Annotated in this window: 17 protein-coding genes; all 17 read left to right on the forward strand. The window is 39.4% G+C overall.

The features are described from left to right. Positions 1–96: 96 nt before the first annotated feature. The 17 genes from rpsO to GXZ13_02985 all read left to right on the forward strand — a co-directional run bounded on the left by rpsO (position 97) and on the right by GXZ13_02985 (position 18,192). On the forward strand, positions 97–363 hold the full coding sequence (rpsO, locus tag GXZ13_02905) for a 30S ribosomal protein S15 (GenBank protein ID NLX74786.1): 267 nt from the start codon (positions 97–99) through the stop codon (positions 361–363). A 117-nt stretch (positions 364–480) separates the two neighbouring features. Beyond that, the gene (locus GXZ13_02910; protein ID NLX74787.1) at positions 481–2,766 is read left to right on the forward strand and encodes a polyribonucleotide nucleotidyltransferase; all 2,286 of its coding nucleotides are present in this window, start codon (positions 481–483) and stop codon (positions 2,764–2,766) included. Positions 2,767–2,776: 10 nt separating this feature from the next. Further along, positions 2,777–3,214, forward strand: coding sequence for a dUTP diphosphatase (gene dut, locus GXZ13_02915; protein ID NLX74788.1), 438 nt, complete (start codon positions 2,777–2,779; stop codon positions 3,212–3,214). Positions 3,215–3,557: 343 nt separating this feature from the next. Then, positions 3,558–5,456 (forward strand): threonine--tRNA ligase, encoded by a 1,899-nt coding sequence (gene thrS / locus GXZ13_02920; GenBank protein NLX74789.1) that lies wholly within the window; start codon positions 3,558–3,560, stop codon positions 5,454–5,456. 119 nt (positions 5,457–5,575) lie between these two features. Further along, the gene (locus GXZ13_02925) at positions 5,576–6,340 is read left to right on the forward strand and encodes a translation initiation factor IF-3 (protein ID NLX74790.1); all 765 of its coding nucleotides are present in this window, start codon (positions 5,576–5,578) and stop codon (positions 6,338–6,340) included. Between the two features lie 51 nt (positions 6,341–6,391). Next, entirely contained in the window at positions 6,392–6,589 is a 198-nt protein-coding gene (rpmI, locus tag GXZ13_02930; protein NLX74791.1) for a 50S ribosomal protein L35, read from the forward strand. 42 nt (positions 6,590–6,631) lie between these two features. Next, entirely contained in the window at positions 6,632–6,982 is a 351-nt protein-coding gene (gene rplT, locus GXZ13_02935; GenBank protein NLX74792.1) for a 50S ribosomal protein L20, read from the forward strand. Positions 6,983–7,082: 100 nt separating this feature from the next. Further along, positions 7,083–8,321: a potassium transporter Trk gene (locus GXZ13_02940; protein NLX74793.1), complete on the forward strand. Its 1,239-nt coding sequence runs from the start codon at positions 7,083–7,085 to the stop codon at positions 8,319–8,321. Between the two features lie 51 nt (positions 8,322–8,372). Next, positions 8,373–9,038 carry a TrkA family potassium uptake protein gene (locus tag GXZ13_02945; GenBank protein NLX74794.1) on the forward strand — a complete coding sequence of 222 codons (666 nt, stop codon included), beginning with the start codon at positions 8,373–8,375 and terminating at the stop codon, positions 9,036–9,038. A gap of 141 nt (positions 9,039–9,179) precedes the next feature. Then, positions 9,180–10,205, forward strand: a complete 1,026-nt coding sequence (gene pheS, locus GXZ13_02950) for a phenylalanine--tRNA ligase subunit alpha (protein ID NLX74795.1) — start codon at positions 9,180–9,182, stop codon at positions 10,203–10,205. A 12-nt stretch (positions 10,206–10,217) separates the two neighbouring features. Further along, positions 10,218–12,644, forward strand: a complete 2,427-nt coding sequence (locus GXZ13_02955) for a phenylalanine--tRNA ligase subunit beta (protein NLX74796.1) — start codon at positions 10,218–10,220, stop codon at positions 12,642–12,644. A 53-nt stretch (positions 12,645–12,697) separates the two neighbouring features. Continuing rightward, the gene (locus GXZ13_02960; GenBank protein ID NLX74797.1) at positions 12,698–12,994 is read left to right on the forward strand and encodes a hypothetical protein; all 297 of its coding nucleotides are present in this window, start codon (positions 12,698–12,700) and stop codon (positions 12,992–12,994) included. A 33-nt stretch (positions 12,995–13,027) separates the two neighbouring features. Then, entirely contained in the window at positions 13,028–13,297 is a 270-nt protein-coding gene (locus tag GXZ13_02965) for a cell division protein ZapA (GenBank protein ID NLX74798.1), read from the forward strand. Continuing rightward, positions 13,297–13,884, forward strand: coding sequence for a CvpA family protein (locus GXZ13_02970; GenBank protein NLX74799.1), 588 nt, complete (start codon positions 13,297–13,299; stop codon positions 13,882–13,884). Before GXZ13_02965 ends, GXZ13_02970 begins: the two co-directional genes overlap by 1 nt. A gap of 38 nt (positions 13,885–13,922) precedes the next feature. After that, positions 13,923–16,283, forward strand: a complete 2,361-nt coding sequence (locus GXZ13_02975) for an endonuclease MutS2 (GenBank protein ID NLX74800.1) — start codon at positions 13,923–13,925, stop codon at positions 16,281–16,283. A 97-nt stretch (positions 16,284–16,380) separates the two neighbouring features. Then, positions 16,381–16,923: a CDP-diacylglycerol--glycerol-3-phosphate 3-phosphatidyltransferase gene (pgsA, locus tag GXZ13_02980; GenBank protein ID NLX74801.1), complete on the forward strand. Its 543-nt coding sequence runs from the start codon at positions 16,381–16,383 to the stop codon at positions 16,921–16,923. Between the two features lie 48 nt (positions 16,924–16,971). After that, on the forward strand, positions 16,972–18,192 hold the full coding sequence (locus tag GXZ13_02985; protein NLX74802.1) for a M20 family metallo-hydrolase: 1,221 nt from the start codon (positions 16,972–16,974) through the stop codon (positions 18,190–18,192). The last annotated feature ends 22 nt before the right edge of the window (positions 18,193–18,214 follow it).

The raw sequence follows: 18,214 nt of genomic DNA on the forward strand, positions 1-18,214 counted from the left end.
ATTATCACACAGCCTGTTACACGGACATGCGCATAACGTCGCAGCTCTGAGTTTCGGGAGAGTAGAGCGCAATAGGCTCAGATAGGAGTGATCACTATGATCAAAAAAGAAAAGAAGGAACAGTTAATCGAAGAGTATAAAGTACACGGAGCAGATACTGGCTCAACTGAAGTGCAGGTCGCTATTCTTACGGCTCGTATTCGTGAGTTGACAGACCATATGCGAATTCACAAAAAAGATTTCCATTCACGCAGAGGACTTCTGATTATGGTAGGGAAACGTCGTAAACTACTTCAGTACTTAAAGAAAAGAGACTTCGCTCGATATGAGTCTCTGATTCAGCGTTTAGGCTTACGTCACTAATCGCAAAAATATCAGTAGTAGCCTATTAATAATGGCGAAGGGGGTGCCCCTTCGCCATTTTGTTATTATTGTGCTAACATTCAAGAGTTGAAGATAGATTATAGGAGGAAAAATAGTATGAAAAAAGTGTATGAATTAGAACTATACGGAAAAAAGATTTCATTTGAAATAGGACGTCTTGCAAAACAGGCAAATGCAGCGGTATTGGCAAAACAGGGGAATACAGTGCTTTTGGTTACAGCAGTGCTTGCGGAAAAAGCAAGAGATGGATTGGATTTTTTCCCGCTTCTTGTCGACTATGAGGAGCGTTATTATGCTGCGGGTAAAGTTCCCGGCGGTTTTATAAAAAGAGAGGGGCGTCCTACTGAGGCTGCAATTCTCAGTGGTAGAATGATTGACCGTTCAATACGCTCACAATTTGACGATTGGATGAGAAATGACGTTCATGTTGTGGCTACAGTAATGTCAGTAGATCAGATGAACCCAGCCAATATACTTGGTATAAACGGAGCCTCTATGGCTCTTTCAATTTCTGACATACCTTGGAATGGTCCAGTAGGTGCTGTTCGCATAGGATGTTTGAATGGAGAGTTGGTTGTCAACCCTGACGAGTCAGAAATGTCTGAGAGTACTCTAGAGCTTGTTGTTTCAGGCAACCGTGACGGAATAACAATGGTAGAAGCAGGTGCTCAAGAAGTTTCAGAAGAAGTCTTAGTGGATGCTATCGAGCTGGCCAATGAGGCTATTCGTCAAATAATAGATTTTATTGACACAGTTCGCAACGAAATAGGAAAAGAAAAAGCGATACTTCCAACACCTGAAGTTATATCAGAAATAGATGAATGGATAGAGAGAGAAATTTACAACGACATTTACAGTGCGGTACAAATTAATGAGAAACAGCCGCGTAAAGCAGCTATTGCTGAGGCACAGAAAAAAGCAGAAGCTCAATTCTCAGAAGTTATGCCAGGTTCAGAGAGTTATATCGCATCAAAAATCGAAGAAACTGTAAAAAAATGTGTGAGACTACTTCTTGTTGAAGAAAAATTGAGAGCAGACGGACGTACAACGGATGAGCTTCGTAAGATTTCATGCGAGATTGATATCCTCCCAATGGCACATGGCTCAGCTCTTTTCACACGCGGTGAAACCCAATCTTTAGGTGTCACCACTTTAGGAATAGTGGGAACAGATGACCAGGTATTGGACGGCCTTAAATTAGACGAGCCTTCTAAGAGATTTATACTGCATTACAACTTCCCCCCTTATTCAGTTGGAGAGGTTAGACCTATGCGTGGCCCGGGACGAAGAGAGATAGGACATGGTGCTCTAGCTGAAAAAGCGTTGGCTCCCGTACTTCCTTCTGAAGCGGACTTCCCTTACGTTGTTCGTCAAGTCTCAGACATCTTGGAATCAAATGGTTCTAGTTCCATGGCAAGTGTTTGTAGCGGAAGTCTTTCCATGATGGCGGCAGGTGTACCAATAAAAAAACAGGTTGCAGGTATTGCAATGGGGCTTATCGCAGAAAATGGCAAGTATGAGATATTAACAGACATTCAAGGTCTTGAAGATCATTACGGAGATATGGACTTTAAAGTTGCTGGTACAAGAGAAGGAGTTACTGCACTTCAAATGGACAATAAGGCCGGTGGCATCAATAGAGAGATTTTGACAAAAGCACTCAGACAAGCCAATAAAGCAAGAGTTCAACTGTTGGATATTATGGATGAAGTTATATCAGAACCGAGATCAGATGTAGCGGAAGTTGCTCCGAAAATTACGACACTGCAGATTAACCCTGAAAAAATTCGGGATGTTATAGGCAAGGGCGGTGCTGTAATTCGCTCTTTGGTTCAGACATCAGGCGCAAAAATAGATATAGATGATAACGGTGTGGTGTCAATTGCGGCTGTAAATAATGAGTCCGCTCAAATCGCAATCAAATTAATTCAGGATATCGTACGCGAAGTTGAAGTTGGAGAAAACTATGTTGGGACCGTTACAAGGCTTATGACCTTTGGAGCGTTTGTTGAACTTCTTCCCGGTAAAGAAGGGTTGCTGCACATAAGTGAAGTAAGCGACCATCGTATTCCTAAAATAGAAAGTGCCCTAAATGTAGGAGACAAAGTTTTAGTCACGGTAAAAGAAATAGATGACATGAAAAGAGTGAACCTAAGCCGTAAACGTCTGTTAAGTATGTTGGACGAACTTTCACAAGATCCTAAATTTGAAGAACAAATTGAAATAGAAAAGCAAAGGGAAGAAGAATACGCAAATCTCCCCAAAAATGAAGATGGTGTCAGACATGAAAACATGGGGAGGTCACGCAAAGATTTCCCAAGCTCAGACAAAAATAGAGAAGCACGTCCGGCTAGGCGTTTTGACAGAGATAAGAGAAGGTAGAATTCACTAAATGGATAAAATAGTCATAAAAGTAAAAACTGAAAATAATATTTCTCTTCCTGCTTACGCAACTCCCGGATCGTCCGGAATGGATTTACGCGCCTCAGAATCAGCGAGAATTACAGCCGGCGAACGAGCTTGTGTTGGAACAGGGTTATTCTTAGAAATTCCTATTGGGTACGAAGCCCAAGTACGTCCGCGCAGTGGACTGGCGTTAAAAAAAGGAATAACTGTTCTCAATACACCTGGGACAATTGATTCTGATTATCGTGGGGAAATAAAAGTTATTCTTGCCAATCTTGGCAATGAAGACTTTATTGTTGAGCCGGGGGATAGAATAGCACAAATAGTGTTTGCGCCTGTAATGCAGGTCAGTCTCGTAAAAACAGATGAACTTGAAGATACAGACCGTTCATCCGGAGGGTTTGGAAGCACTGGGGTAAACTAGGCGTTTTAAGTCGCAGCATTTTACTCAACTTGACAATAAGCATGACGAGTAGTATAAAAATCTAAGATTTATCAATAGATACAATGCAATGAAGGGGAAAAGTATAAAACGGTCGTATCACAGAGAGGGAGTCCCATATTTAGGAAGTGAAAGATTCCTGATATGAATTTTTGAAAACCACCCCAGAGCAGATGTCGAAGCCAAATGGATAAGACATTAGGGTGCGCCCTGTATAGCGCGAAGAGGGCCTGTGAGCAGGTTGAATTGGAGTGGAACCGTGGTGATAGCCGCCTCCTGATTTTTCAGGATGGCGGTTTTGTATTTTTATAAAGGAGGTAATTTTATGGCATTTTTTACAACACCGGAAGGTAAACGCTATGAAGCAGACAGCGTATCAGTTCGCCAACTTTTCGAAATATGGCGTCTAAAAAAAGCTTTAGGAGCGAAAATTAATGGATCTTTTGTCTCTTTCGATAAAATACTAACAGAAGACACAGAGATTATTCCTATCTCAGCTGATATGGAGGAGGGCCTTGACATACTACGGCACTCAACGGCTCATCTTTTGGCTCATGCAGTTTTACGCCTATATCCGGAAGCAAAGTTTGGAATAGGGCCGTCAATAAAAGATGGTTTCTACTATGATATTAGATTCCCTAAACCGATATCTGATGAAGACCTTCCAAAAATTGAAGCTGAAATGAGAAGGATAGCACAAGAAAAAATCCCATTTATAAGAGAAGAGCTCCCAAAAGTAGAAGCTATAAAATTTTTCACAGAACGTGGAGAAGATTTGAAGGTAGAGATGATTCAAAATATAGACGAAGGTGAAGTTCTGTCTATTTATAAAGCAGGAGATTTTGCAGATTTATGCCGTGGCCCACACGTGCCGCACACTGGCAGTTGCAAGTTTTTTAAACTTCTCTCTCTTGCAGGTGCATATTGGCACGGAGATGAAAAAAATGAAATGCTTACAAGAATATATGGGACGGCTTTCGGAAGCGAAGATGAATTAAAGGAACATCTTCGTCGTTTGGAGGAAGCTAAAGCAAGAGATCACAGAAAATTAGGGCGAGAGCTTGGAATGTTTACTTTCCTCAAAGAAAGCCCCGGTTTTCCTTTCTTCCTTCCAAATGGCATGGCTGTCATGAATAAACTCATAGAATTTTGGAGAGTTGAGCATGCAAAGAGAGATTATGTAGAAATTAAGACACCCATGATACTTGACAGGGCTCTCTGGCTTAGATCTGGACATTGGGATCATTACAAAGACAACATGTATTTTACTACTATTGACGATGCTCCTTTTGCAATAAAACCGATGAACTGTCCCGGCGGGATACTTGTATACAAAAATGATATACACAGTTATCGAGAATTGCCTATGAGAGTGGCTGAACTGGGTTTCGTACACAGGCATGAACGCACGGGGGCATTGCATGGCCTATTGCGTGTTAGAGCCTTTACACAGGACGATGCCCATATTTATTGTACTCCCGAACAGATAAAGGATGAAATAAAGGCGATTATGAGCTTAAGCAACTACATTTATAAAGACGTTTTCGGTTTTAATTATTATATTGAACTTTCAACAAGGCCGGAAGATTCGATGGGGGATCCAGCTCTTTGGGATTTAGCTGAAGAAAAATTAAAAGAGGCTTTAGAAGAAACAGGAACTCCTTTTAAGCTCAATCCAGGTGATGGCGCTTTCTATGGACCGAAGATAGATTTCCATCTGGAAGATTGCATAGGAAGAACTTGGCAGTGTGGAACCATCCAGCTGGATTTCCAAATGCCAGAAAAGTTTGAAATGACATATATCGGTGCTGACGGAGCGGAACATCGTCCAGTGATGATTCATAGAGCGGTATTGGGTAGTTTGGAAAGATTCATGGGCATACTCATTGAAAACTATGCAGGGGCCTTCCCTTTCTGGATCGCACCTGTTCAGTTGAGACTCCTTCAAGTCAGCTCTAACTTTGCCGATTACACTATGAAACTAAAGAAAGAGCTTCAAGCAAAGGGGCTCCGTATTGAAGTTGACGAAAGAGATGAAAAGCTTGGAAAGAAAATTAGGGATGCTCAACTTCAGAAAGTACCATATATGCTCATTATAGGTCAGAAAGAGGTAGATTCGGGAACAGTTTCTGTACGAGATAGGTCTAAAGGAGATATTGGCTCTATGGATATGGAAACGCTTTTGACACATTTGGGTGGAGAGTTTAATCCAATAAAAAATTAGGCCTTGATTTAATAATTAAATTAAGTAAATTTTACAAGCGACTTGCATAATTTGCATAATAAAAGTTAATATGTTATTATTCTCAAGTTGATAAATAATAATGGGTTTCTAAGCAGAGGATGCACCTCTCACCTGCCGATGTTTTCGGTTGTCAGGTTGACCCCCGTAGAAAGAGTCTGGGGCTTGGTGCATTTTGCATCGAGCCTCATTTTATTTGGAAAAAATATCTCAGGAGGTGTAACGCCATAGCAACAAACATAAAAGAAGACGAGTTTAGAGTTAATACGGAAATTAAGTCAGCAGAGATTCTTCTCATCGATGAGAAGGGCGAGAAGCGAGGTATAGTTAAAATAGCAGATGCACTACAGATGGCAGAGGATGCAGCACTAGACCTCGTTGAGGTCGCACCTACTGCAAAGCCGCCAGTATGTCGCATAATGAATTACGGCAAATATCGTTTTCAGCAGCAGAAAAAAGATAAGGATGCTCGAAAAAAACAAAAGAGTCATGTAGTAAAAGAAATAAAAATGCGTCCTAAAATTGACAAACATGATTACGACTTTAAGGTAAAAGCATTAAGAAAATTCCTTAAAGAGGGAAATAAAGTTAAAACATCGATTTTCTTTCGCGGACGTGAGATGGCCTTTCTGGATAGGGGACGGGAAGTCCTTAATAAAGTAATACTTGAGGTTGAAGAGCTAGGCAAGGTTGAGAGTGAACCTCGTATGGAAGGATCCTACATGAGAATCATGATAGCCCCTCTGCCCCCCGAAGTTATAGCTAAGGCCAAATCTGTAAAAGCAGTGCTCGCAGAAGAGGCGTCTGCGGCAGAAACAGCAATCAAAGAAGAGAATACAGATACTAATACGGAAACAGAAGCATAAAATTGACCACACACCCGACTATGGGTACGTATAAAAGAGGAGGAACAGGCAATGCCTAAACTGAAGACACATTCAGGCACAAAAAAACGCTTTAAACTTACGGGAACTGGCAAGGTAAGCTTTAAAAAAAGTGGAAGGGGTCACCTTCTATCAACAAAGAATTCTAAACGCTTGCGCCGCCTAAAGAAAAAGGGAATACTTCCGCTCGCAGTAGCATCACACGTTAAAAAAGTATTGCCCTACGATTAAACTTAAATAAAATTAGAAAGATAATTAGAGGAGTGACACAAAATGCGAGTAAAAGGTTCTAGCGCAAGTCGTAATAAATTAAAAAAATTATATAAAGTGACAAAAGGTTTCTGGGGGCAGAAGAAAAACGTAACACGTCGTGCTCGCGAAGCCTATCTGCATGCTTTATCAAGCTCATTTATAGATCGTAAAAGGAAAAAACGAGATTTTCGTAAGCTTTGGATTGTACGTATAAATGCAGCCGCACGAGCAAACGGTATGGCATACAGCGCTTTAATTAGTGGGCTTAAAAAAGGAAATATAGCAATAAATCGCAAAATGCTTGCCGATCTTGCAGTAAATGACATGGCTGCTTTTGCTCAGCTTGTCGAGAAGGCTAAAGCGGCCCTCTAAGCGAGGGAGTATCTTGCTTTTTCGCACTTCATATAGGATAGAAAGAGTTATTATACAGGGCTTCCTGCTAGTTATACTAGTGGGAGCCTTTCTGTTATATTTGTCTAATAAGTATATTTACAACATTCCGATTTCACCTGTAGATTCACTTTTTCTTGCAACATCAGGCGTATGTGTGACCGGTTTGACCACTGTAAATGTTGCGACAGAATTGGGGTTTTTATCACAAATCATCTTATTAATGCTGGTTCAGCTTGGTGGATTAGGATTTATGACTGGAATGATGTTCCTGGCTATGGCAGTAGGAAAGCGTATCGGTGTAAGAAACCGTATGTCATTTCTTTCCGGACTAGGTGTGGAAGGTCTACAAGGAGCAGTAAAACTTTTTAGGATAATAATTTACTATACTCTTTTTATAGAACTTACAGGAGCTCTCTTCCTTTTTTGGGGTTTTAGACTTCATGGAGACCCTTATCTGAATTCAATATATTACGCTATTTTTCACTCTATATGTGCTTTTTGTAGCGCAGGTTTTTCGCCAATAATAAATGGCATGCAGGTTTTTTCGTCCTCATATTTCATTCCCGGAATTATAATGATTCTTGTTACACTAGGTGGAATAGGGTTTCCTGTTGTAGTTGAATGTTGGCAGATGATCTCTAAGAAAAAGCAATTATCTTATTACTCTAAAATCGTCATTTTTATTTCACTTTCTCTTGTGTTCATAGGCACAATCCTAATTCTTATCTCTGATTGGAATGAGTCGTTGAAAGATCTCCCCTATCTTTCCAGGATTTGGAATGCTCTGTTTGCAAGTATAACTTGCAGAACTTCAGGATATGACACATTGTCTCCTGCACAATTCTCCACTTTGGGACGTATAGTAATGATAATATTAATGGTATTTGGAGCGTCTCCCTCCTCTACAGGTGGAGGAATTAAGACAACCACAGTTGGAGTGCTTGCTATATCAGTATGGAATGAGTTGCACAGCAGAAGAGAGACCACCTTTATGCATAAAACGATTCCTCATATCACTGAACGTCGAGCTCTGGCTTTAACAGTAGTATATGTTATGACTTTTTTTATTGCGGCTATACTCCTTACTTTTATTGAAGGACTTCCGTTTTCCGACATAATTTTTGAATCTGCATCTGCGATGGGAACTGTAGGATTAACCACAGGAATTACTGCAAAATTTTCTACTGCTGGTAAAATGATATTTGTTCTTCTTATGTTTTGGGGAAGGGTCGGAATCCTGACATTTTTTGCCTCAATAGTTTCTCGAGATAAGGGGCCAGAAGTAAAATATCCGGATATAAATATCCTAATAGGATAGAAAGGTTCAGGTAAACTCAAACTAAAAGACCAAAAGTTTGGAGGTTGTAACATGACAAACAATAAAAAGGTATATTTAATAATAGGACTGGGACGTTTTGGGATATCCTTTTCTGAAAAGCTTGTGGAGCTTGGACAAACAGTTATTGGAGTGGATAACCAGATAGCACCAGTTACAGAGATGGCTGAGAAAATAGACGTTGCTGCACAGATAGATGTAGAAGATGAAGCTTCCTTAATAAAAATCGGAGCCAAAGAAGTTGACGTAGCTGTTGTTGCAATAGGCGAATCAATAGAAGCTAGTATTTTATGCACATCTATATTAGTGGACATTGGTGTTCCATTAGTAATTGCCAGGGCATCTAATGCCGTACATGCAAAGGTATTAAATCGTGTTGGCGCTCACTCTGTTATTATGCCCGAGAGGCAAATGGGACAGCACATGGCTGAAAATATGGTATACCCCTGGTATGATAGTTTCACAAAGATAGATGGAGGAGATTTCGTTTTGGGGAAGATTACTCCTACCAAAGATATGATTGGAAAAACAATAGCGGATTTGCGTTTTATGCAGAGATATGACGCTGTTGCTGTTTTGCTTGAACATAATGGGAAACAATTGGTTCCCCTACCTAACAGACCCTTTGAAACTGGAGATAAATTGTGGGTATTAGGGCACAAAGACTCCATGAATAAATTGGTATCAAAAGAACAGTAGAATAACATATAAGTTGTAATTTTTTAATGTGATAATATAAATTGCCTTAAAATATTGGGGGAAGACAAAGTGCTTAATACATCTAAAGAAAATAATCAGATAGAAAGGGACAGTTTGTTAAAAGACGATCTCTTTTCAAAACTGAAACAGATAAAAGAAGAAGGATTAGGGAGAATAAAGAACACTCTTGCTACAGATGAGCTCCAGATAGTTAGGGCCAAATTGCTAGGTCGCAAAGGAGAAGTTACGGAAATATTAAAAAGTATTGGACTGGCCGCTCCTGAGGTTAAGAAAATACTGGGACAAACAGCTAATGAAGTTAAACAAATATTAAGCAACGCAATAGAACAGCATCAAGAGCAGCTGCTAAGCAATGTTTCATCGGTTAAAGGAATTGTTGATATTACTTTACCTGGCATAGAACCTTCAAATGGGGGACTTCATCCCATAACTCAAATGTGTTATGACCTAAATGATGCTTTTAATTCGCTAGGTTTTGAAGTTTACAATGGGCCTGAGATAACAAGTGAACTTTTTGCTTTTGATAATTTAAATTTCCCCCCGGAACATCCGGCAAGGGAGAGCATGGATACATATTGGATAAAAGATCATGATAGGGGGCATGGAGCGAAACGTTTATGTTTGCGGCCCCACCTAACAGGAGCCAGTGTCCGTTATCTGCAAAAACATGGAGCCCCCGCTAGGTTCGTATATCCGGGGCGAGTCTACCGCAGTGAGACGACCGATGCCCGTCATGAAAGAGCTTTCTTTCAGTATGAGGCTTTAATAATAGATAAAGACTTTTCCTTCGCTTCGGGTAAAATATTAGTCAAAACAATTCTAGATAAAGTATTTGGCCGGGATGTAAAAGTGAGAATGAGAGCAGGTTATTTCCCTTTTGTTGAGCCAGGTTTTGAAATAGATATGGAATGTCTGGTGTGTGAAGGGGTGGGGTGCAAAGTATGTAAGCATGTTGGTTGGATAGAAGTAATGCCGGGCGGCACACCTCATCCGAACGTGCTTCGTGCAGCAGGCTTAGATCCTTCTATCTGGTCGGGTTTTTATATTAATATAGGTCTGGATCGTCTCGTAATGATGCGTTATGGTGTTGATGATGTAAGGTTGTTCCACAGTGCCGACCTTCGTTTTCTTAATCAGTTTAAATAGGAGATAACAATAATGAAACTTTCTTTGAATTGGATAAAAAAATATGTAGATCTTCCTGAAGAGCTTTCAAAGGAAAAACTTGCTCACGACCTTACTATGTGTACGGTTGAAGTTGAGGAAGTGATAAGTATTGCAGAGAAATTTGAAAATATTGTAGTGGGACGGATATTAACGGTAGAACCACATCCAAATGCAGATAAACTTAGAGTTTGCAAGGTAGATATTGGAGAAAATGAACCAAGTATCATAGTCTGTGGAGGATCCAACCTTAAACAGAATCAGTTGACAGTAGTGGCAACGCCGGGAGCTAAAGTTGCTTGGCACGGGATGAACGATATTGTAGAAATAAAACCAACAAAACTCCGTGGCGTGGAAAGTAACGGCATGATTTGCTCTTCTTCGGAAATAGGTTTAGAGGAGCTTTTTCCAATAACCCAACCTGCAGAAATTATGGATATATCAGACTTTGACGTAAAGCCGGGAACATCCGTGGCAGATGCTCTTGATATAAACGACATCATTTTTGATATCGATAACAAGTCACTGACAAATCGCCCTGATTTGTGGGGACATTATGGAATGGCAAGAGAATTTGCAGCCATATACAATTGTGAATTGAAGCCTTTTAAAAAAGTAGATTTGCCGGATAAGTCAGACGGCTTGGAAATATGTATTGAATCAGAGGCACGTTGTCCTCGTTATGCAGCCTTGATTATAAAAAATATCAAGAACATTCCATCCTCTTTTGAAATCCAAAGCCTTCTTTGGAGAGTGGGTGTTAGACCTATAAATCTTCCGGTAGATATAACAAATTATGCCATGATGGTTACCGGACAGCCTACTCATGCTTTTGACCGAACCCATGTGACCGGAAATATCAATATAAGATTGGCTTCCCCGGATGAAAAACTAGAATTGCTTGATGGAGAAGTGTTAGAGCTGACAACAGAAGATCTTGTAATTGCGGATGACAAAGGGCCTATTGCTTTGGCAGGGGTTATGGGTGGGGAATTAAGTTCGGTACTGAGCGACACTACAGAATTGATAATAGAGATAGCTAATTTCAACGCACTTTCAGTACGCAGAACAGCAAAGCGCTTTGATAAGAGAACAGAAGCTTCTTCACGCTACGAAAAGGCTATTGACCCGCAAAGAGTTGATGATGCAGTGGCTATTACAGCAGAACTTTTTAAAAGCGAGTTCCCAGAATCCCAAATAATCGGTTTTGTCGATAGATATCCTTCCTCATTAGAAAATTCTAAAATTGAAGTAAGTTTGAACTTCCTGTATAAAAGGCTAGGAAAAGAACTTCCGGAAGACGACATAAAAAAATATCTAATGTCACTTGGTTTCAAAGTTTCATTTGCAGGAGATTCGATGTATGTTGAAGCGCCTTCCTGGAGATCAACGGGAGATATTTCTCTCCCCGATGATATATTGGAAGAAGTAGCTCGTATGATAGGGTACGAGAATTTCGATTTTATACCTCCAACTGTTTTATTAGATAAAGCAATAAATCAAAGAAGTATAGCAATGGAACGTTCAATACGAGAATATATGGCTTTTCGTTGTAATATGCAAGAAATCTTTACTTACCCATGGGTGGACGAGGAATATATTGTAGCATCTGGGATAGACGGTACTGATATGCTTGAACTAAGTGCACCTCCGGCTCCAAATGAAAGGCATTTGCGCTCCTCCCTTATTCCTGGATTATTAAAATCAGTGTTTATTAACTTACGTTACTATGAGAGCTTTCGCATATTTGAATTAACCCAAACCTTTAGAAACAACAAAGACAGTTCTAAGGATACAACCTCGGAAGTATTGCCTGACATGCCGCGCCATTTAGCGGCGGCTTTTGTGGGAAGTGATGGTAGAACACTTTTTAGAGAGGCTAAAGGTGTCATAGAATATATGCACAAAGTAGTTCAGATTGAAGAACTTTCATTCGCACACCTTAAAAAACCAGTTTGGTCGGATGAAAAACTTTGGGTTAATATCGTCAGTAATGATGAAATTATCGGTGACATAGGGCTTGTCTGTCAAAAGGTTGCTCATGATTCAGGAATAAAACGGAGTTTAACTGTTATTTTTGATCTGGATATTGAAACGCTTAAGTCCCTAGCGTCGCGGGACAATGTCTTTGTTCATTTACCCGAGTTCCCTCTGGTTAATTTCGATTTATCAATAATATTTGATGAAACAGTTGAGTGGCTAGAGATTCACAAGATAGTCTCTAAAACAGAACTCGTAAAAGATATTAGTTTTGTTGACGAGTATAGGAGTTCGCAAATTGGAGACGGTAAAAAGTCAGTAACCTTCCGCACGTGGATTGGTTCTGATGAAGGTACTCTAACGTCCGACAAGATTGAACTTATTACAAAGCAAATCACAAAGAATTTAAACAACAAATTAGGCGGAGAGATTCGAAGATAAAAATAGAAAAACCAATAATATTGCCTTATACTTCATATGGGGGTGTATAAATAATGCAGCAAATAGAAAATATAGAAAAGGCTATAGATAAAATTGACTCTTTTATGAAGAACTTGAAGGAAGAAAATAGCAGCCTTTTGCGAGAAAACAAAGAACTTCTCAGTGTCATTGAGGATAGAGATCTTGAGATTCTCCAGCTTCAAGAAGACTTATCCAGAAGAAGCAACGAAAATGAAGGAGAAAAGACTGAAATTACCAATAAGCTTCAAGGGTTATTGGGACGCATGCAGTCTATGATTCCTGATGAAAAAAAAGAAGAAGAGGAAGAGAAAGAGCATACGATTTTTTAGCGTTGAGATTTTGTAGAGAGGGGGCAGTCGCAGATGGGAGATATGTCGGAGATAAAAAAAACAGAAGACGGGAAATATTCCTTTGTAGTTGGTCGCCAAAGATATACACTAAGTACGCCTCTGGAAGAAAATTTTTTCTGTTCAATAGTTCGTACTGTCCAAGACGCAGTTTCTTCCTTCTCCCCCCAACTCACTCAAGAAGAGCGGCTTTTTCTTGCTCTAATGTCAATTTCCCATAAAAGCAACAGTATCGCACTGAAACTCAAGGGATTAATCGACAATATAGAGGAACTGGAAGACTGATGTTTGCTCACTGGCATGCATTAGATATTTTTTTTGTAATCTTAGGTTGTTATTTTGTAATAAGAGGGATTTTTCGAGGCTTTATTGGTGAGGCAATAACCTTATTGGGGCTTGTTTGCTCTATTTACCTTTCTTTTAAATTTTCCGGTACTTTGGGCACAGTCCTAGAAAGTATTTTGGGAATGAACAGCTATTTAGCGCAATTCATTGCAATAATCATTGTATGGCTCTTAACAACGATTATCATTGCAATTTTTAGAAGTGCTTTCAAAAGTGTAATTTCTGCGGCCAGTATGGGTGGAATGGATAAACTGCTTGGTTTTTTCTCTGGGTTGATAAAGACGGCTTTAGTCATATATGTTGTATTGATATCTGGGTTTCTACTCTCTCCCGTTGCAAGCCCTACATGGATGTCTTCAAGCGATATACTTCGTTATTCGGGAAGACATTGGCCAACTGTTAGGCATTTGCTAGTAGACTTTAAACTCTTTCCCAATGCTTCAAGCTTGCCGGAAGGTACACTTGAAGAAATACTTCGCCCCTATCGCACAGGCTCCAATTACCCTAAGAACGAAATGGAACATTAGTCATGCACGATTTTAATGTTCTCTGGAAGTAATTCGAAATGTATGTTGATGAAAAAGCGTTTAAAAACTTAGAGATTGATAAAGTTCTCTCCCTTATTTCAAAACAGTGTCGTAGCGAACTGGGAGTGAATGTCGCTTTAAAAGTAGAACCAGCGGAAGAGATTAATGAGTTAAGAAAAAGACAAAATCTTTTTATTGCAGTTAAAAGGTATTGTGAAAAAAACGGTGAACTGCCGTGGAATAAAGACTTAGCCTCCGTCATATCTCTTTTGGAAGAAGCATCAGATACAGGATTCCTTTCTGGCCCCGACCTTCTAAAAATAAAGATACTACTAATACTTGTTTCACGGTTAAGAATATGTTTCTTGTCAGAACTGGATAAATATCCGGAATTTTCTTATTTTACAAAGATTTTGCGTGATTTTGTGCATGAAATAGATGCTCTGAATGTGCTGGATCTCGATGGTAGATTATATGATAACGCTTCAGATAAGCTCAAAAAAGCGAGAGAAGCCTCTCGCTCTCTTCGAGATGCTATTCGCAAAAAAAGTCATTTTATTCTGAATAATCCATCTACTGCATCAATGTTGCAAGAACGAGTTCTAACCATCAGAAATGGCCGCTATACGGTTATAGTTCGAGAAGATGCTTTAAGTCTTTTCCCTGGCACAGTTGTAGATCGTTCAAGTTCCGGAAATAGCGTTTACATGGAACCGCACTCACTCTTAAAGCTTAATAATGAATACAGCACTGCCTTTAACGTTGAAACACAGGAAGAACAGCGTATTCTACGAGAATTAACAGGGATAATAACAAAAAGAATAAGAGCCATCCTTGATGCAGAGAGTGTTTTAGGAACATTGGATTTGTTTTTTGCACTATCAGAAATGCAAAGGCTGAATAATTGGCAAACTCCACAATTAACGGAGAATATAATGTTTGATTTTAAAGGAGCCAAACATCCACTGCTTGGGGAAAAAGCGGTTCCTATCGAAATAAATTGCGGTAAAAACTACCGTATCTTAGTAATAACAGGGCCCAATACCGGGGGCAAAACAGTTGCTCTAAAAACAGCTGGAATATGTATAACTTTGGGCTGGATGGGATTTCCAATCCCGGCAAGTGAAGGCTCTCTTATTGGCGATATAGGAGAACTGTTTGCAGATATTGGTGATGAGCAAAGCATAGAACAAAGCTTATCTACATTCAGTGGGCACGTTACTCACATAAAGGATATACTTAAAAAAGTTACACCAAAATCTCTTATAATTCTTGATGAACTTGGTGCGGGAACAGATCCAGAGGAAGGAGCTGCACTGGGCATTGCCCTGCTCGATTGGCTTCTTGAAAAAAAGGCCTTAGTTCTCGCTACTACGCATCACAACCCAATAAAGAAATATGCACTTTCAAAAGAATTGATAGAAACTGCAGGAGTAGAGTTTAACACGTCTACTCTTTCTCCAACTTATAAAATACTCATAGGTATTCCAGGCCGTAGCAACGCATTGTTGATAGCAGAAAAACTCGGATTACCTGAGGATATAGTAATGAGAGCGAGTGCGGTTATAAAAGACAATGAAGTGAATATGATTGAGCTTATTAATGAATTGCACACAAAAAATGAAAACTTAGAGCGAGAGAAAAATGAGGTTAATAAACTCAGGGGAACATTAGAAAGAGTTAGGAAAGAATACGAAAATAAAATTTCTGAAATAGTTGAAAAACGTGATGATTTAATAGGCAAAGCTGACCAAAAAGCGTTAAGCATAGTAAAAAATGCAGAAAACTCCGCTAAAGCTCTTATAAAAAAAATAGAGGATGCCAAGGTCGAATCTGAAGCAAGAAGAGAGCTTGAAAAAAAGAGATTGCACTTCAACAAAATACAAAAGTCAATAGAAGATAGAAACGAGAAAAAAATCGCAAAACAATCTGTCGTTGCTTCTAAAGAAAAACTAATGGTTGGAGATACAGTCAGCATAATAGGGACAAAAGGCAGCGCAACAGTGATTAACGTCAAGAGGAATAAAGCAAAGCTTAGAGTAGGAGCGTTAGAAATAGATGTTCCTTTGGCAAGATTAACGAAAATAACAGAGGAAAAAACAAAAAGGAATACCCCTAATTTTCAGATAAAAATACCACGCCCTACTGGAGTACCGAGTTCAATAATGGTTAGAAATATGACCAAAGATGAAGCTATCCCTATGGTAGAGCAGTACTTAGATAAGGCGTATAGAGCCGGGTATGATTCGGTAACAGTTATACATGGCAGAGGTGAGGGTATACTTAGAAAAGAAATTCAACTGTTATGCAAAAGCATTCCTTACGTCGTTGAACATAATCTGGGAGCTCCAGAAGAAGGCGGATATGGTGTTACAATTGTTAAATTCTCAAAAAAATAGTTATAAAATTATATGAGTTATTAATAAAAACTTATGAGTATTATTGTTTTTTAATAAATATATAAAGAAGAGAATAATTTTACGGAGGAGAATGTCAATGTCCCCATTAAATTTACCTAATATTTTGAGTCTATCACGAGTTTTTCTTGTTCCAGTCGTGATGGTTTTTTTGACATTGAGAACCCAGTTCGGTTTTATTGAAGGGGTAAGTATTGGAGATCTAATCGCGGGATTTATATTTATAGTAGCCTCAATCACAGATGCCGCTGATGGATATATTGCCAGAAAACAGGGACAAGTGACGACCCTTGGCAAATTCATTGATCCTCTTGCGGATAAAATAATGGTTGTAGCGGTGCTAGTTGCGTTGGTAGAATTGCATAGAATTCCAGCTTGGATGGTTGTAATTATTGTGGCCAGAGAGTTTATGGTGACGGGACTCAGAATGATAGCCGCTTCTGAGGGAGTGGTCATCGCAGCATCAAAGCTAGGCAAATACAAGACGATAAGTCAAATATTGGGGGTAATCGCCCTCATATTTAATTTGCCAGGAGCAATAATAGTAATGTGGATTGCTATGTTGTTGACGGTGCTCTCAGGTGCTGATTACCTCATAAAAAGTGTAGATATGCTTTACTAATTTGTAAAATTAGAAACGTTTAAATTAATTAAAAAAGGCAGAACTCAAGTGAAAGAAAAATTATTTAATACCATCGAGCTTTTTAAAACGGATATGATAAAAACTCTATCTGAATTGATATCAATTCCTGCGATTAATCCTATTGACGGCGGATTGGGCGAGTACAGAAAAGCGGAATATATATTGGAGAAACTCAAGCAACTCGGACTAGACGAAGTGAAGGTTTATAATTCGGAGGATTCTGCTGCTGAACGAGGTGTTCGTCCTAACATTATTGTCAAAATAAAGGGCAAGACAAAAAAACGGTTATGGATTATTTCTCATGTGGATGTTGTTCCGGCCGGCGACCTTTCTCTTTGGATGACAGACCCATTCCAAGCGTTTTTTAAAGATGGCAAGCTTTATGGTAGAGGTAGCAGCGACAATGGACAAGAGATAGTTGCATCACTCTATTCTCTACTTGCTTTGTTGGAAAACAAGGTGACTCCTCAATTTGAAATATGCCTCTGTTTTGTAGCTTCAGAAGAGGTTGGCAGTGAACATGGCATTCGTTATCTGATGAAACAGAATCTCTTCAACAAGGACGATCTTATAGTAGTTCCCGATGCAGGTAGCAGTGATGGTAGTTTCATTCAGATCGCTGAAAAAAGCACATGTTGGATTGAGTTTGAAGTTATCGGGGAACAGGTGCATGCTAGTACACCGAACCTCGGTAACAATTCTTGCCGAGTCGCAAATGAATTCTCAGTATCACTTGACATGGCTTTGCACTCAGCTTTCCCAGATATGAATAGCCTTTTTTCACCCTCTATTTCAACATTTGAACCGACACGTCGCATTACAAATGTTGAAAATATAAACACAGTCCCGGGCAGAGAGCTTTTCTGTTTTGATTGTAGAATTTTGCCCTCAATCAATATTGATAAAATTTCTAAGGTCATAGATTCAGAAATAAAGAAATTTTCAGATAGGACAAAAACTAAAATTCAGTACAAGTTTATACAAAAAGAGCAGGCCCCTGCAGCAACATCGCCAGATGCTCCTGTAGTGGATTTATTACAAAGGTCATTACTACAGGTAATACCGATAACTCCCAAAATAGGAGGCATTGGAGGCGGGACATGTGCTGCCTATTTGCGCAAAGAGGGGATCCCTGTTGTAGTCTGGGGACAAGAGGATGCGGTTGCTCATATGCCAAATGAATACTCAAAAATTGAACATATGTTAAATGAGACAAAAGTATTTGCTTTAATGATGGCCGGTTTATAACTTAAGCCGTTTTACTTTGACG

This window comes from Synergistaceae bacterium (assembly GCA_012728235.1).
Classification (GTDB): Bacteria; Synergistota; Synergistia; order Synergistales; family Synergistaceae; genus JAAYFL01.

Bases quoted from the DNA above. Each gene is read 5' to 3' on its own strand.
- rpsO (NLX74786.1), top strand. From the start codon at position 97: ATGATCAAAAAAGAAAAGAAGGAACAGTTAATCGAAGAGTATAAAGTA.
- GXZ13_02910 (NLX74787.1), top strand. From the start codon at position 481: ATGAAAAAAGTGTATGAATTAGAACTATACGGAAAAAAGATTTCATTT.
- dut (NLX74788.1), top strand. From the start codon at position 2,777: ATGGATAAAATAGTCATAAAAGTAAAAACTGAAAATAATATTTCTCTT.
- thrS (NLX74789.1), top strand. From the start codon at position 3,558: ATGGCATTTTTTACAACACCGGAAGGTAAACGCTATGAAGCAGACAGC.
- GXZ13_02925 (NLX74790.1), top strand. From the start codon at position 5,576: ATGCACCTCTCACCTGCCGATGTTTTCGGTTGTCAGGTTGACCCCCGT.
- rpmI (NLX74791.1), top strand. From the start codon at position 6,392: ATGCCTAAACTGAAGACACATTCAGGCACAAAAAAACGCTTTAAACTT.
- rplT (NLX74792.1), top strand. From the start codon at position 6,632: ATGCGAGTAAAAGGTTCTAGCGCAAGTCGTAATAAATTAAAAAAATTA.
- GXZ13_02945 (NLX74794.1), top strand. From the start codon at position 8,373: ATGACAAACAATAAAAAGGTATATTTAATAATAGGACTGGGACGTTTT.
- GXZ13_02955 (NLX74796.1), top strand. From the start codon at position 10,218: ATGAAACTTTCTTTGAATTGGATAAAAAAATATGTAGATCTTCCTGAA.
- GXZ13_02960 (NLX74797.1), top strand. From the start codon at position 12,698: ATGCAGCAAATAGAAAATATAGAAAAGGCTATAGATAAAATTGACTCT.
- GXZ13_02965 (NLX74798.1), top strand. From the start codon at position 13,028: ATGGGAGATATGTCGGAGATAAAAAAAACAGAAGACGGGAAATATTCC.
- GXZ13_02970 (NLX74799.1), top strand. From the start codon at position 13,297: ATGTTTGCTCACTGGCATGCATTAGATATTTTTTTTGTAATCTTAGGT.
- GXZ13_02975 (NLX74800.1), top strand. From the start codon at position 13,923: ATGTATGTTGATGAAAAAGCGTTTAAAAACTTAGAGATTGATAAAGTT.
- pgsA (NLX74801.1), top strand. From the start codon at position 16,381: ATGTCCCCATTAAATTTACCTAATATTTTGAGTCTATCACGAGTTTTT.